16 protein-coding genes are annotated in these 14,460 nt (G+C 39.0%); all 16 read left to right on the plus strand.

Annotated features, from left to right (window positions below):
- Positions 1–241: 241 nt before the first annotated feature.
- The 16 genes from QUB80_RS25785 to pstC all read left to right on the plus strand — a co-directional run bounded on the left by QUB80_RS25785 (position 242) and on the right by pstC (position 14,455).
- The gene (locus QUB80_RS25785) at positions 242–1,342 is read left to right on the plus strand and encodes an aliphatic sulfonate ABC transporter substrate-binding protein (protein ID WP_289792333.1); all 1,101 of its coding nucleotides are present in this window, start codon (positions 242–244) and stop codon (positions 1,340–1,342) included.
- Between the two features lie 96 nt (positions 1,343–1,438).
- Positions 1,439–2,254, plus strand: coding sequence for a class I SAM-dependent methyltransferase (locus tag QUB80_RS25790; protein WP_289792334.1), 816 nt, complete (start codon positions 1,439–1,441; stop codon positions 2,252–2,254).
- 25 nt (positions 2,255–2,279) lie between these two features.
- Positions 2,280–3,323 carry a sulfonate ABC transporter substrate-binding protein gene (locus tag QUB80_RS25795; protein WP_289792335.1) on the plus strand — a complete coding sequence of 348 codons (1,044 nt, stop codon included), beginning with the start codon at positions 2,280–2,282 and terminating at the stop codon, positions 3,321–3,323.
- Between the two features lie 19 nt (positions 3,324–3,342).
- The gene (locus QUB80_RS25800) at positions 3,343–3,801 is read left to right on the plus strand and encodes an LLM class flavin-dependent oxidoreductase (protein ID WP_502875326.1); all 459 of its coding nucleotides are present in this window, start codon (positions 3,343–3,345) and stop codon (positions 3,799–3,801) included.
- A 62-nt stretch (positions 3,802–3,863) separates the two neighbouring features.
- A complete protein-coding gene (locus QUB80_RS35305; protein ID WP_502875327.1) occupies positions 3,864–4,034 on the plus strand; it encodes a hypothetical protein in 171 nt (56 codons plus the stop codon).
- 110 nt (positions 4,035–4,144) lie between these two features.
- Positions 4,145–4,945: an aliphatic sulfonate ABC transporter permease SsuC gene (ssuC, locus tag QUB80_RS25805; RefSeq protein ID WP_289792336.1), complete on the plus strand. Its 801-nt coding sequence runs from the start codon at positions 4,145–4,147 to the stop codon at positions 4,943–4,945.
- Between the two features lie 99 nt (positions 4,946–5,044).
- On the plus strand, positions 5,045–5,281 hold the full coding sequence (locus QUB80_RS25810; RefSeq protein WP_289792337.1) for a hypothetical protein: 237 nt from the start codon (positions 5,045–5,047) through the stop codon (positions 5,279–5,281).
- A 104-nt stretch (positions 5,282–5,385) separates the two neighbouring features.
- Complete coding sequence (locus tag QUB80_RS25815; RefSeq protein ID WP_289792338.1) at positions 5,386–6,186, plus strand: phosphate/phosphite/phosphonate ABC transporter substrate-binding protein; 801 nt, start codon at positions 5,386–5,388, stop codon at positions 6,184–6,186.
- Between the two features lie 58 nt (positions 6,187–6,244).
- Positions 6,245–7,339 (plus strand): dimethylsulfone monooxygenase SfnG, encoded by a 1,095-nt coding sequence (gene sfnG / locus QUB80_RS25820; RefSeq protein ID WP_289792339.1) that lies wholly within the window; start codon positions 6,245–6,247, stop codon positions 7,337–7,339.
- 49 nt (positions 7,340–7,388) lie between these two features.
- On the plus strand, positions 7,389–8,597 hold the full coding sequence (locus tag QUB80_RS25825; protein ID WP_289792340.1) for an SfnB family sulfur acquisition oxidoreductase: 1,209 nt from the start codon (positions 7,389–7,391) through the stop codon (positions 8,595–8,597).
- 268 nt (positions 8,598–8,865) lie between these two features.
- On the plus strand, positions 8,866–9,105 hold the full coding sequence (locus QUB80_RS25830) for a hypothetical protein (RefSeq protein WP_289792341.1): 240 nt from the start codon (positions 8,866–8,868) through the stop codon (positions 9,103–9,105).
- 5 nt (positions 9,106–9,110) lie between these two features.
- On the plus strand, positions 9,111–9,593 hold the full coding sequence (locus tag QUB80_RS25835) for a PIN domain-containing protein (protein WP_289792342.1): 483 nt from the start codon (positions 9,111–9,113) through the stop codon (positions 9,591–9,593).
- Positions 9,594–10,186: 593 nt separating this feature from the next.
- Entirely contained in the window at positions 10,187–10,921 is a 735-nt protein-coding gene (locus tag QUB80_RS25840) for a DUF1003 domain-containing protein (protein WP_289792343.1), read from the plus strand.
- Positions 10,922–11,238: 317 nt separating this feature from the next.
- Entirely contained in the window at positions 11,239–12,396 is a 1,158-nt protein-coding gene (locus QUB80_RS25845; protein WP_289792363.1) for a sulfate ABC transporter substrate-binding protein, read from the plus strand.
- An 80-nt stretch (positions 12,397–12,476) separates the two neighbouring features.
- Positions 12,477–13,478, plus strand: coding sequence for a PstS family phosphate ABC transporter substrate-binding protein (locus tag QUB80_RS25850; RefSeq protein ID WP_289792344.1), 1,002 nt, complete (start codon positions 12,477–12,479; stop codon positions 13,476–13,478).
- A gap of 35 nt (positions 13,479–13,513) precedes the next feature.
- On the plus strand, positions 13,514–14,455 hold the full coding sequence (pstC, locus tag QUB80_RS25855) for a phosphate ABC transporter permease subunit PstC (RefSeq protein WP_289792345.1): 942 nt from the start codon (positions 13,514–13,516) through the stop codon (positions 14,453–14,455).
- The last annotated feature ends 5 nt before the right edge of the window (positions 14,456–14,460 follow it).

Genomic DNA, 14,460 nt, shown 5'->3' on the forward strand with positions numbered 1-14,460 from the left:
CAGTAAGCCTCTCATCAAGTTATCTAAGGTGGGTAATCCCCACCTTACTTCCTAGATTCTTAAATTTAGAATATTGAATTTTACATCAAAAATAATAATTTAAAAATTTATTCAATTTAAGGACAATATTTGACTACCTGAACAACCATCTTCATGGATATCTGACAACACTTTTATCGGAGTCTCTCTATCTCCGATCATAAATTTTCAACCATATACTCACAGAAAAATAAGTCAACTTATGCAAGCTTTGAAAGCAAAACTAGAATCTTGGAAACATCGTCGTATCACTCGTCGCTCTGCATTATTTGCTCTTGGTTATAGTTTAGCAATATCTACTACACTGTTGAGTTGCACTTCGTCACCAAATAACACTCAGCAACAAGCTTCACCCATCTCTAATACAGCTAGTACATCTAGTGGTAATACTACGAAAAAAGTAGTTAGAATTGTTCGTTCTAAACAGCTAACAGCCTTAGCTGTCTTGGAACAAAAAGGTATTCTTGAAAAAAGATTAGAACCTCTTGGTTATAAGGTAGAGTGGCCAGAATTTGCCGCCGGGCCACAACAACTAGAAGCATTGAATGCAGGTGGACTTGACATTGCTTCTACTGCTGAATCACCTCCTGTTTTTTCCCAAGCAGCCGGAACACCACTTGTATATCTGGCTGCTAATGCCTCTGATGGTAAAGCAGTTTCACTTTTAGTTCCTACCAACTCGAACATTAAAAGTGTAAAAGATTTAAAAGGTAAAAAAATTGCTTCCCAAAAAGCATCTATTGGTCATTATCTCATAGTTAAAGCATTAGAAAAAGAAGGTCTTAAGCTGAATGATATTGAGCCAATTTATCTACCTCCTCCAGATGCAAATGTGGCATTCAGTCAAGGTAGAGTAGATGCTTGGTTTATCTGGGAGCCTTTTGTAACTAGGAATGTACAAAACAAAGTTGGTCGTGTATTGATAGATGGTGGAAACTTACGCGATACTAACAACTTTTACTCGACGACACGTAAGTTTTATCAAGAAAATCCTGAAGTAATTAAAGTATTTTTAGAGGAATTACAAAAAGCACAAGTTTGGGCAAAGAATAACCCTAAAGAAATTTCACAATTGCTTGCTAAAACAACTCAACTCGACCCACCCACGTTGGAAATCATGCACACAAAGTATGATTTTAAACTGGTACCAATCACAGAACAAGTCATCAATAAACAACAAGAGGTTGCAGATATGTGGTACAACCTCAAACTCATACCCAAAAAGGTAAATGTTAGAGATGGGTTTTTGACTCCTGAGCAGTACGCCGAAATAACTCCAAAGGAAGTACTCGCTCAAAATTGATTAATATCTCAAACATTAGTTGACTGGGTAAAGAAGAGTAATAAGGCTTTGCTATTTTAGAAGAATGATGACAGCTGAATTCAGGAATTTCTGCACATGACAACAATCCCTGCCTACGACCCAACTTTATTTACAGGTGCTGCTTGGTATTATGCCCAATACAGACCGAAATATCCACCAATTGTGTTTGATTTACTCACAGAGATATTTCATCTTGATGGTAAGGGAAAGCTCCTTGACTTGGGTTGTGGTGCAGGTTTAATTACTATTCCTTTACGCGATCGCTTTGAGGAGGTTATCGGTTTAGACCCCGATCCTGAAATGCTACAAGTTGCTCAACAACAAGCAACAGCAGTGGGTGCAACAAATATAAGTTGGGTACAATACAGAGCCGAAAATATTTCTCCTGATGTTGATAAATTTCGTCTGGTAACTATTGGTCGAGCTTTTCACTGGATGCAGCGAGATTTTGTCTTGCAACGCGTATATAACTTACTTACTGATAATGGTGGTTTGGCAATTATCCAGACTCACGAAGATCCTTGGAATAGCGATCATCCCTGGAAAAAGACAGCTATTGCTGTTGTCAAACGTTGGTTAGGTGAACAACGCCGCACTGGTGAAGGTGGTAAGGGAGTTTGGAAACCTTTGCAAATTTCCCATGAAGAAATCTTAGCTCAATCAGCTTTCTCCAGCCAAGCTAAATATGAAGTTAAATACCAACAATCTTGGACGGTTGATACTTACCTTGGCTATCTCTATTCCACAGCCTTTTGTCTCCCTAGTTATGTGGGAGAAAACCGCGAGAGATTTGAAGCAGATTTAAAAGAATCGTTGCTTGCTGTTGAACCATCTGGGAGTTTTATAGAAGAATTACCGATTACGATAATTGCTGCTTGGAAAAACCAATAACTAATTTAATCAACTGTTAAATACAATGTTTTTTTCATCAAAAGCACTTAAAACTATCAAAATCCAACGTTTTTCGTTAGTAATATTACCCGGATTACTTACTATTTCTACTTTAACTAGTTGTGCAATTCAAACTTCAAATTCTGAAACAAAAGCAAGTGAGTTTAAAACAACAACTGTCAACATGGGCTATCAAAGCTCTGGTGATATTGTCAGACTAAAAGGAGTTTTAGAAAAACGGCTTACGCCTCTAGGTGTGAAAGTAGACTGGGCACAATTTCCAGCGGGGCCACAACTCATGGAAGCGATGAATGTTGGTAAAGTGGATATGGGTTCTGTTGGTGAAACTCCGCCCATATTTGCCCAAGTTGCTGGTACTTCACTAGTATATGTAGCTAGGAGGAAACCTTCTACTGGTGAAGGTAGTGGTATTATTGTTCGACAAGATTCTTCTATTCGTAGTTTGACCGATCTCAAAGGCAAAAAAGTAGTTTTTCAAAAAGGATCTGCATCCCATTACCTATTAATCAAGGCTCTAGAAGAGGCAGGATTAAAATATAGTGATATTCAACCTGTGAGTATGCCGCCATCAGAAGCTCGTGCAGCCTTTATTCAAGGGAAAATAGATGCTTGGGTAACCTGGGATCCCCATTTAGCTTTAGCACAAAAAACGGTAAATGCTCGTATTCTCAGAGATGCTAGTGGTATAGCTACTCAAGGTGGTTTTTATATGGCTGCCCGCACTTTTGCTACAGAAAATCCGGAATTAGTGCGAATAATTTTAGAAGAAATAGATAAGTTGGGACAATGGGCAGAGAATAACACTAATGAGGTAGCAAAACTACTTACACCTGAATTAAAAGTTGAGTTGCCAATTCTAGAAATAGTCACCCGAAGAAGAACTTACAGGTTACGACCTATTAATCAAGAAATAATGGACAATCAACAGCGCATAGCTGATTTATTCTACCAAGAAAAAGTTATTCCCAAACAAATTGATATCAAAGAGGCTATGCTTACACCCAAAGAGTATTCAGCTTTAACACCAGACATCCTCAGTCAAAAATGAACATAAGGAATATAGACGGATGGAAGTTTTTTGGTATCTACCAACTCAGGGAGATGAGCGCTATCTAGGCACGAAAATTGGCAGCCGAGAAGCGACTTATCCCTATATGCGGCAAATTGCCCAAGTTGTAGATCAACTTGGTTATGGCGGAATGTTGATTGGTACTGGGCAAAAACAAGATACGTGGATTGTAGCCGCACCCCAACAAGTCGCTCAAAAAATTGCCAAAATCCGGCAATTAGCAGCAGAGATCGATAGAACGGTGCGTTTTGGAATTCGATTGTATGCTATAGTCCGCGAAACAATTCAGCAAGCTTGGGATGCAGCAGATAAACTGATTAAACATCTCGACGAGCGTGCGATCGCTGCTGCCCAAGAAAGATTAGCAAACTCTGAGTCTGAGGGACAACGCCGCATGGTGACACTACACCAAGGTAGTCGCCAACAACTAGAAATTAGCCCGTATGGGCTGGTGTAGGTTTAGTCCGTGGTGGTGCAGGCATAGCTTTAGTAGGCGATGCCGATACAGTAGCGATCAGAATGCTAGAATACGCGAACTTGGGAATTAATACCTTTGTTTTGTCTGGATATCCTCACTTAGAAGAACCCTATCGCGTTGCCGAATTAGTATTTCCTCGCTTACCGTTGCAAAATTTTCCAATTACTACAGCATCACCAGTTTTAAATTCTTTTACTAGATTTAGCAATTAATTGAATTAATTGCAATTCAATTCAGTACTTCAGACAAATTATTTCTAAAGTTACATAATCCTATGAAAATAATTTCTTCTTCTCGTAGGAATTTTAATTCGAGGCAGACGATGAAACAAAATAAACTCCAATTTAAGTTTTTAAAGAATCGTCATATTCAGTCACTTATTCCTTGGATTGTACCCATATCTATACTTATTTTATGGCAGTTATTTTCTTTTGTTGGCTTAATTCCAACAAGAATTTTACCTGCTCCTTTAAGTGTCTTGAATGCTGCTGTTGAATTAGCTAAAACAGGCGAACTTTTTAGGAATATTGGTATTAGTGCTACACGAGCAATTACAGGTTTTTTAGTTGGTGGAGGTATTGGATTTGCTTTGGGGCTAATAAATGGCATTTCCCCTATTGCAGAAAAACTATTAGATACATCTATTCAGATGCTCCGCAACATTCCTAACTTAGCTTTAATTCCTCTAGTAATTTTGTGGTTTGGAATTGGCGATGAAGCGAGATTATTTCTTGTCGCTTTAGGTGTAATGTTCCCCATTTATTTAAATACTTTTCACGGTATTCGTAGCGTTGATCCAGGATTGATTGAGATGGGAAGAATTTACGGTTTAAACGCTTGGGGTTTGTTTTGGCGAATTATTCTCCCTGGAGCAATGTCTTCTATTTTAGTGGGTGTGCGTTTCTCTTTAGGGATTATGTGGCTGACACTGATTGTCGCCGAAACTATCGCTGCTGATTCTGGTATCGGTTATATGGCAATGAACGCGAGAGAGTTTATGCAAACTGATGTCGTAGTATTAAGTATTTTGCTATATGCCATTTTTGGGAAGTTAGCGGATGTGATCGCCAGAGGATTGGAAAACTACTGGTTGCAATGGAATCCCAATTATGTGAAGAGCTAGATCTCAAAGTCAGGTTGTTTTGACAAAGCTGGATGATTTGTTATATAATCTACTTAAAGTCTATCGACTTATCGTACTTAGTTTGAGGAAGCAATCAAAATGACATTAGCCCAAACTATCCACAAGGCTGAAAGAGTTAATGATTATGAATTGTGGAAGTTACCAAGACAAGGTGCTGCATTGTTCACGCGATTATGGTGGCACACTAAAGGATATACAGCGGTTTTTGGGATTATGCTGTTGACCTTTGCTAGCTTGGGCTTTTTATACATCCATTGGTTAGGGCGAAAGGTAACACAAGTTTCCAATCATCACACTGTTGTAGAACAAGAATGATTATACTTACACTCGTTTAACAATAAGGAGTGCGACAAATAGATTGACATAATTCATTTGTACAAAGCGATTTTCAATCCAAAATCTAAAATCTAAAATCCAAAATGGTATTACCAAGACTGCGTGCTGTATCCTATTTAGCTCCCAATTGGTTCGGATTCTATCAAGCCATTACAGCTTATCTAGGTCGTGTTTTAGGATTGGAAACACAGCTACACCAAGGAGAATGCGATCCTCTGGAAGATCCGTTATTAATGCAAGACAGAATAGACTTAGTATTTATTTGTGGATTACCGCTAATTCGCTATTGTCAGGTGGTTTCAGATCAATTGCAGACATTGGTTGCCCCTGTGATGGAATCATCTCGATATTACAACCGTCCCATTTACTTTGCAGATGTAATTGTCAATGCTGATAGTGATATCAGAGTATTGGCAGATTTGGCGGGAAAAACCTTATGCTATAACGATGTTGGATCTAACAGTGGTTATAATTTGCTCCGTCAAAGATTAATTCAAGAAAAATATCCCTTAAATTTTTTTGGCAAGACGATACAATCAGGTTCCCATCAACGTTCAATTCGTTGGGTAGTAGAGGGATTGGCAGATTGTGCAGCGATTGACAGTGTGGTTTTGGAACAAGAATTACGCGACTTTCCTGAATTCTCTCAACATTTGCGTGTGGTAGCAGTACTTGGCCCATCTCCCATGCCACCATTGGTAGTAGCACGGCATTTGGGTATACCTTTGATTGGGCAGATGCAGTCAGCGCTACTGCAACCAGATGCAGAACTGCAAAGGGCAATGGCACGAGTAGGAGTCAAACGTTTTGCCACAGTTGAATTAGAAGACTATAGAGTATTAGGGCAGACAAAGAGCGATCGCTTTTTTGTCAGCTTACCTTAATTAAAGAATTTAGTATATTTACGCTTTCATCATCCCAGTTCAACATAGAGGTGGAATTATGGATATCAAGTTTGCATACTGGGTTCCCAACGTTAGCGGGGGATTGGTAGTGAGTAAGATTCCCCAACGCACAGATTGGACTTTCGATTATAACGCTCAACTAGCTCAAACAGCTGAACAGGTGGGATTTGACTACGCTTTGGCTCAAGCTAGGTTTATTGCTAGCTATGGTGCAGAATACCAACTAGAAGCACTTTCTACTGTAGCAGCTTTAGCGCCAGTTACCGAGCGGTTAAAATTGATTGCTGCTGTTCATCCTGGATTGTGGCATCCAGGTGTAGTTGCCAAGATGGGTGCAACAATAGATTTTATTTCTCAAGGGCGCTTCTGCTTGAACGTCGTCAGTGGCTGGTTCAAAGGTGAATTTACAATTTATGGTGAACCTTGGTTAGATCATGATGAACGCTATCGTCGTTCAGAGGAATTTATCCGCGTGCTGAAAGGGATGTGGACAGAAGGTGAATTCCACTTCAAGGGTGACTTTTATCGCATTAACGGTGGTTGGGTGAAACCTAAACCAGTCAATCAAAATCCCCATCCAGAAATTTTCCAAGGTGGAAACTCTAAAGCAGCGCGACGCATGGCAGCCCGTGTATCTGACTGGTATTTCATGAATGGTAATACTATTGATGGTGTACGGGAACAGATTCAGGAAGTATCTGCTCTGGCGCGTCAACAAGGTCGTAAAATCAAGTTTGGGCTGAATGCTTTTATTTTGGTACGAAATACGGAAGCCGAAGCTCATGCTGTGCTGCGAGAGATTATTGCTAAGGCAGATCAAGAAGCAGTTGAAGGCTTTGGAGAGGCAGTCAAACACGCAGGAGCATCTACTCGTGAACGGCAAGGAATGTGGGCAAATTCTAGTTTTGAAGACCTAGTACAGTACAACGATGGCTTTAGAACAGGTTTGATTGGCACACCTGAACAGGTAGCCGATCGCATTCGCCAATATTACGAGATAGGAGTAGATTTGATTCTCGGTGGCTTCCTCCACTATAGCGATGACTTACCTGCTTTCGGTCGCACAGTCATTCCTTTGGTACGTGAGATAGAAGCTAATCGTCGTACATCTGACGAGTTAGTAACTGTGTGAGTGAGCTTTACTCCCATACGAAAAATACACAAACCAGGAAGACAAAATTATGACAACTGCAATTAGTACTGAGCAGCAAGCCCATGTAATTACTAGTGATGCAGAAGCAATCGCGATTGCTCACCAATTAGCCGCTGAATTTGCCAAAGGAGATTCTGAGCGCGATCAAGAGCGGCGTTTACCCAATGAAGAGGTGAAAAAGTTCTCTGCCAGTGGTTTGTGGGGTATTACAGTTCCCAAAGAGTATGGAGGCGCTTTTGTATCCAATGCCACTCTAGCAGAAGTCATCAAAATTATCTCCGAAGCAGATCCCAGTCTTGGGCAAATTCCCCAAAATCACCTGTACATGGTAGAAGCTATCCGGCTAGATGGCACAGCAGAACAGAAGCACTTTTTCTTTGATTTGGTATTGCAAGGTAAGCGGTTTGGTAATGCCTTTTCGGAAATTGGTACCAAGTCTGTTACCGATGTACGAACGCGTTTGGAAAAATCTGGTGATGGATATATTCTCAACGGACGTAAATACTACTCTGCTGGTGCATTGTTAGCTCACTGGATTCCAGTGATTGCTGCTAATGATGAAGGTAAAACGGTAATCGCTTTTGTAGAACGGGATGCAGAGGGATTAACTTTACTTGATGATTGGACAAGTTTTGGACAACGAACCACTGCTAGCGGCACTACTATTTTAGAGAATGTCAAGGTCAAACCAGAACACGTGATTCCTCATTACTTAGCTTTTGAGCGTGCCACACCAATGGGTGCTTTAGCCCAGATTATTCAAGCAGCTGTGGACGTTGGTATTGCCAAAGCTGCTGTACGAGATACAATCTACTTCGTTCGCAACCATACCCGCCCGTGGGTTGATAGTAATTTAGAACATGGTTATGAAGATCCTCTAACTATCTATAATTTCGGTAACATCCAAATCCAAGTTCATGCTGCCGAAGCGCTGCTGCGGCGTGCAGGTGAATTTATTGATGAGGCAAATGCTTCTGGTTTGGAAGAAAAAAAGGTGGTTGAAGCTTCCATTGCAGTTGCTGAGGCTAAAGCACTGGCGACTGAAGCATCACTACTAGCAACTAACAAGTTATTTGAATTGGCAGGTACAAAGTCTACCTTACAAGAGTTCAATTATGATCGCCACTGGCGGAATGCGAGGGCGCATACATTACACGATCCTGTGCGTTGGAAATACTACGCTGTGGGTAATTACTTCCTGAATAACGTTAATCCACCCCGTCATCCTTGGTTGTAAAAGGATTTTTATACCGCTCAATTCAGTCTTTCCAATCGGTTAACAAAAGCGTTCGGCTGGAAAGTGAGCAGCGAATACGATCGCTTGTATCGCTGATTTAAATTTCGGGGCAACTCTACCCTCACAAAGCATATTGCCGAGTGAGGGTTTTCTGCATATTTGTTTTTTAAGTGCGATCGCAATTATTATCTATGTAAAAGCAAAATCAGTAACAACTAGAACCAAAAGTGAATGGTACAGTTTGTAACTAGAGGATACTATACTAGTCATGAATACCCAAGAAATGTTTAAAAGCATTGCCTCAGAGGTTCAAATTTTTAATAATATTGAAAAAAAGGAACAGTTTCTATTTGTGTTGGGTGCTTTATTTTCTAGAGTGATTAGCTTGAAGAAAGCATCGGAAATTATGGAGATAGAACCTGAAGTTTTTCTAGAGTTACTAGATTTATTAGGACTAGAGTTTTCTTATTTATCTCAACAAGATGTTGCTGTTGAAAAAAATTGGTAGATTGTGTGAAAATAGTTTTTAATTCATCTCCACTAATATTTTTATCTCGTCTAGGTTTTCTAGGAAAATTTCTTGAATCAGAGGATGAATTTTATCTACCATCGTTTGTAAGTGAAGAGATTAAAGCAAAAACAGATGAAGCAAGTCAGCAAGTTCAAGTATTAATTAACACAGATACAATCATTGTTCAAATTCCTAAATTGATTTCTTTAGCAGAAAGTTTGAATACACGTTTAGGTAGAGGTGAGGCAGAAGCAATAGCCCTTGGTATTGAGTTACAAACTGATTATATTCTTCTGGATGATTTTGCGGCTCGAAAAGAAGCCATGCGTTTGGGTCTAAATGTAAAAGGAACTTTAGCTGTAATTAGAAAGCTTCATTTGGAGGGTAAAATTACCATAGATAATCTAGACGAACTCTATCAAAATCTAATAGCAATTAACTTTAGAGTTACGCGATCGCTTTTCGATCAGATTTTTAAGAATTAAATTAATAGCTAATACTAATTATTCATCGTAATCACGACACATATAAATCTTGTAGAGACGTGCCATGGCACGTCTCTACAAAAAGATATGTTTCACCCTTAGAGGAAATTGGTATTAAAAGCAGGCATACAAGCGGCAAGGCGTACAATAACAGTTTTATTGCTAACTCCATCCCCACAAAGCATATTGCCAAGTGAGGGTTTTTTGCATATTTAGTCACAATTAAAAATTAACTGCTGTAGCGATCGCCTGAAACCTAATGTTAGTTCTTGAGAAAACAGACGATTGATACTAATGATGAGAATCGGAAAAATACATAAAACCAAATATTCTTTCTTGGGTAAACAATAAATATAAGTTATTGACTTGTCCTAATTTCCTTCTGCCCGATTACTGAGCGTTAGTTGGTGAGCGGAGCCGAAGTGCCGCCTCCTGTGTTCTTCTTAATTCTTTATTCATCATAAATCAATTTTATTTATTAATTTAAAAAATAAGAATATTTGCTTTTATCAGTTGACTGGTTTTATCTTGAAATCAAGATGAATCGAACGCAAAAAAAAGTTTACAAACTTGATTTGAAGAAGAGGTGTAAGATGAAACCAGGAAAGCAATTGGCAAAAAACATTGAAGCAAAAGAACAAAAAAATTCTATTCGTTTACAGCAACATTCAACGCAAGTGCAAGAACTAGAAGTTGAAGAAAAAGTGACTTTAGGACAGCGTCTTGCTGATTCAATGGCTGCCAAAGTGGGTTCTTGGGCTTTTTTAATTGGACAAACTGGTGTTCTAGCAGGGTGGGTAGGTTTAAACTTGGCACCAGGAGTACCACATTGGGATGAGTCACCATTCATCTTGCTGAATTTGGTATTTTCGTTTGCCTCAGCATACACTGCTCCTATCGTCTTGATGAGCCAGAATCGGCAGTCTGATGTAGATCGCAAGAAAAACGAATACGATCACCTAGTGAATCGAAATGCTGCCCAAAATATTGAACTGCTCCATGAAAAAATGGATAATTTGCACTCTCAGCAACTCCAACAACTGACTCAAATTGTCAGAGAACAGCAGCGGTGTTTGAATGAAATGAAGTCGAGTGTGATGCCGCTAATTAAACAGCAACAAGAAAATCTCAATGAAATGAAAGTAAGTGTATTGCCTACACTTCAACAACAGCAATCTCTCAATGAAATTAAACTTACTGATACTAATGGCAATCATTATTCAATTTACCTTCCATTTGAACTAAATCGACAAATTATGGAGAAAAGTAAAAAATCTGAGCTACAAATTGGAGAGCAAAGCCAAGTTGTAAAAAGTTTAGAAACTTGAGCTAAATAAGTGATAAGGAAGTGCGATCGCTAACAGATATAAATTTTCCCAATTCAGCTTCTGTTGTACTAGCAGGAGCTAGTTTATTTGATATAAAAGTTGTGAATGATACAGAAATAAATAGGGTACTATGTGCAGTCAACTAGATAGAACTGCATCTCATAAAAATTTATCAAAAAGTGATATAAAAATGAATTTCTTTTTAAGTAACAAAAGATAAAGGTATATTTTGTTTACTATTCGATTACTCTATAATAGCCTTGATTACGGTATCTTGACCAAGATACCGTAAATTAAGGAGTAAATATTAAATGGAAATAGGCAAGTCGCAACATTTGACACTATTGGGAATTTACCTAATAGGAGGATTCCAGACTTATGTCATGAAAGCTTTGCGTAATAGCCAACTTTCATATCAACGAGCAATCAGAGTTTTGTTGAATGGCAACTCTGCACAAAGATTTGTATGTCTATTTTTAGCAGGTACTTTTTTAAGTGTAGCGATCGCTGCCTGCTCTGGAAGTAGTTCAGCTAGCAAGGCTGATGTCAAGCTCAGGCTCGTTTCCTACTCAGTAACCAAGGCTGCTCACGATCGCATCATTCCCAAATTTGTGGAAAAGTGGAAGAAACAACATAATCAGAACGTCACCTTTGAGCAGAGTTATGGAGGTTCTGGCACTCAAACAACTGCTGTCATTTCAGGTTCACAAGAAGCAGATATAGTACATCTAGCACTACCCCTAGATGTCAACAAAATTCAGCAAGCAGGATTGATTAAATCAGATTGGGAAATCAAGGCTCCTAGAAATGGTGTTGTTACAAGATCCGTAGCCGCAATTGTAACCCGCGAAGGCAATCCCAAAGGCATCAAGACTTGGGAAGACTTGGCAAAAGATGACGTCAAACTGATTGCCGCTAATCCGAAAACTTCTGGTATTGCTATCTGGGAATTCTTGGCTATGTGGGGATCGGTGACTCAAACCGGAGGTGAGGAAGCGACAGCGCTAGATTATGTTACCAAAGTTTATAAGAATATGCCTGTACTCACAAAAGATGCCCGTGAAGCTAGTGATTTATTTTTCCAAAAAGGGCAAGGAGATGTCTTAATTAACTACGAAAACGAGGTAATCTTGGCAGAACAGAATGGGGCAAAACTACCTTATGTAATACCACAGGTAAATATTTCCATTGACAACCCTGTAACTGTAGTTGATAAATACGTTGATAAGCACGGCACGAGAGAAGTTGCACAAGCATTTGTTGATTTTCTTTACTCTACAGAAGCCCAACGCGAATTTGCCAAATTAGGATATCGTTCTGTTAATCCCACCGTTAGTCAAGAAGTGGTAAAACAATATCCCCCAATCAAAACCTTATTCACCTCTCTAGATTTAGGAGGTTGGGATCAGATCCAAAAAAAGTTTTTTGTAGATGGAGCAATTTTTGACAAAGTTCAAACTGCGAAGAAAATATAAGAAGGTAGAGGGCAGGAAGCAGAAGGGTATAAATGTAATTTTGTTTTGGAAGTTTTCAAAGTAATTAGATATTTGAGTCTATGAACCTTTGTACTCGGTTGAAGGGTAGGTTTTTCCTGACATTTTTGATGCTTATTGGCTACGGTGTTACTGGGTGCGATCGCGCTCAAGAAGAGAAAAGCCAAGTGAGTATTGATGGTGCAGCGGTGGGTTTTCCTATTTCTCTGGCAGTTGCAGAAGAATACGAGAAGGTTAAACCAGAAGCTAAAGTTAGCGTTGCTTCCAGTGGTACTGGTGGTGGAATCAGTAAGTTTTGCGCTGGCGATATTGATATTGTTGGCGCTTCTCGTACTATTAGAGATGAAGAAATCGAAAGATGTAAAAGCAAGAATATTGAATTTGTCGAGTTGCCTATAGGCTTAGATGGAATTGCTGTTATTGCCAATCGTCAAAATAACTTTGCTAAATGTTTGACTATTAAAGAACTTGACAAGATGTGGAGTGCAAAATCAGATGGCAAAGTCTTGAGTTGGAAACAAATTAATCCGAAATTTCCTGACAAACCGCTGAAACTTTATGCTCCTGCTTCTGATACAGGAACATTTGATTATTTTACCCAGGCAGTGACGAAGAAAGCTAAAAATGGTCGTACAGATTACACTCCTAGTCACAATCAAAATCTTCTTGTTCAAGGAGTTTCAGGTGAAGAATCAGCTTTAGGATATGTAGGAATATCTTACTACATTCAAAACCAAGACAAACTAAATTTAGTTGCGGTCAAAGGCCCTACAGGAAAGTGTGAAAAACCAGTTCCAATAGATAATGTTGTAAAGAATATCTATACACCATTGTCTCGTCCTCTGTTTATCTATGTTAGTAAAAAATCCATAGATAACAAACCAGCAGTAAAAGAATTTGTGGATTTTTATCTAGAAAATTCTTGGAAGTGGGTAGACAGTGTTGGTTATGTAGCACTACCAGATGAAGCTTATGTCAAAACCAAACGAAAATTTGCTGCTGGTGAAACTGGTACAAAATTTAAAAAAGCAAAACCAGGTGAGCCAATTACAAACTTTATTTAAAAGGCAGAAGGCAGAGGACAGAAGTTATAAAAATTATGACGAGCATAAATCCTCAAAATGGTTTTCATCAAAACTCTAGACACATACTAGAGAAACATCCATCAGAAGATATTCAAGACAAGATTGTGGCGACAATTTTATTTGGTTGTGCTTTAGTTTCTGTGCTGACAACCTTTGGGATTGTCATGATTATTTTTCAGGTGGCATTTGAATTTTTCCAAAAAGTTTCGTTCGCCCAATTCTTTCTTGATACTAAGTGGACACCTTTATTTGCAGAACAGCATTTTGGCATTTGGCCTTTGATTAATGGCACTTTTTTGACTACAGTTATTGCGATGGCAGTTGCTATTCCTTTGGGTTTATCTTCTGCTATTTATTTAAGTGAATATGCCCAACCAAAAGTAGCAGCAATTTTACGCCCAGCGATGGAACTTTTGGCAGGAATACCCACGGTAGTCTATGGTTACTTTGCACTGTTGTTTGTCACACCATTGCTGCGAAATATTATTCCCTTGGAAATCTTCAATGCTTTAAGCGCAGGGTTAATGATGGGAATCATGATTACCCCTACAGTTGGTTCCATCAGTTTAGACGCGATTCGCTCAGTTCCACGTTCTTTACGAGAAGGAGCTTACGCTTTAGGAATAACTAAACTGGAAAGTATTTTTAGAGTGGTTCTGCCAGCAGCACTATCTGGAATTATCGCCTCAATTATTTTAGGTATTTCTCGCGCTGTTGGTGAAACTATGACTGTTCTCATCGCCGCCGGACAACAACCAAAACTGACTGTTAATTTTGCAGAGTCTATAGAAACGATGACAGCTTACATGGCGCAAATTTCTGGTGGAGATAGCCCCCGTGGTAGTCTCAATTTTCAGACTTTATATGCCGTAGGTGCTGTTTTGTTTCTGATTACTCTAATTTTGAATATTATCAGTTACTGGATTTCTAATCGCTTTAAAGAAAAATATGAGTAAATAAG

Origin of the sequence: Chlorogloeopsis sp. ULAP01 (assembly GCF_030381805.1) — a bacterium.
Taxonomy (GTDB): Bacteria; Cyanobacteriota; Cyanobacteriia; order Cyanobacteriales; family Nostocaceae; genus Chlorogloeopsis.

Coding starts and splice junctions, on each gene's coding strand:
- QUB80_RS25785 (WP_289792333.1), top strand. CDS start 242: ATGCAAGCTTTGAAAGCAAAACTAGAATCTTGGAAACATCGTCGTATC.
- QUB80_RS25810 (WP_289792337.1), top strand. CDS start 5,045: ATGACATTAGCCCAAACTATCCACAAGGCTGAAAGAGTTAATGATTAT.
- QUB80_RS25800 (WP_502875326.1), top strand. CDS start 3,343: ATGGAAGTTTTTTGGTATCTACCAACTCAGGGAGATGAGCGCTATCTA.
- QUB80_RS25790 (WP_289792334.1), top strand. CDS start 1,439: ATGACAACAATCCCTGCCTACGACCCAACTTTATTTACAGGTGCTGCT.
- sfnG (WP_289792339.1), top strand. CDS start 6,245: ATGGATATCAAGTTTGCATACTGGGTTCCCAACGTTAGCGGGGGATTG.
- QUB80_RS25825 (WP_289792340.1), top strand. CDS start 7,389: ATGACAACTGCAATTAGTACTGAGCAGCAAGCCCATGTAATTACTAGT.
- pstC (WP_289792345.1), top strand. CDS start 13,514: ATGACGAGCATAAATCCTCAAAATGGTTTTCATCAAAACTCTAGACAC.
- QUB80_RS25840 (WP_289792343.1), top strand. CDS start 10,187: ATGAAACCAGGAAAGCAATTGGCAAAAAACATTGAAGCAAAAGAACAA.
- QUB80_RS25795 (WP_289792335.1), top strand. CDS start 2,280: ATGTTTTTTTCATCAAAAGCACTTAAAACTATCAAAATCCAACGTTTT.
- QUB80_RS35305 (WP_502875327.1), top strand. CDS start 3,864: ATGCTAGAATACGCGAACTTGGGAATTAATACCTTTGTTTTGTCTGGA.
- ssuC (WP_289792336.1), top strand. CDS start 4,145: ATGAAACAAAATAAACTCCAATTTAAGTTTTTAAAGAATCGTCATATT.
- QUB80_RS25850 (WP_289792344.1), top strand. CDS start 12,477: ATGAACCTTTGTACTCGGTTGAAGGGTAGGTTTTTCCTGACATTTTTG.
- QUB80_RS25815 (WP_289792338.1), top strand. CDS start 5,386: ATGGTATTACCAAGACTGCGTGCTGTATCCTATTTAGCTCCCAATTGG.
- QUB80_RS25830 (WP_289792341.1), top strand. CDS start 8,866: ATGAATACCCAAGAAATGTTTAAAAGCATTGCCTCAGAGGTTCAAATT.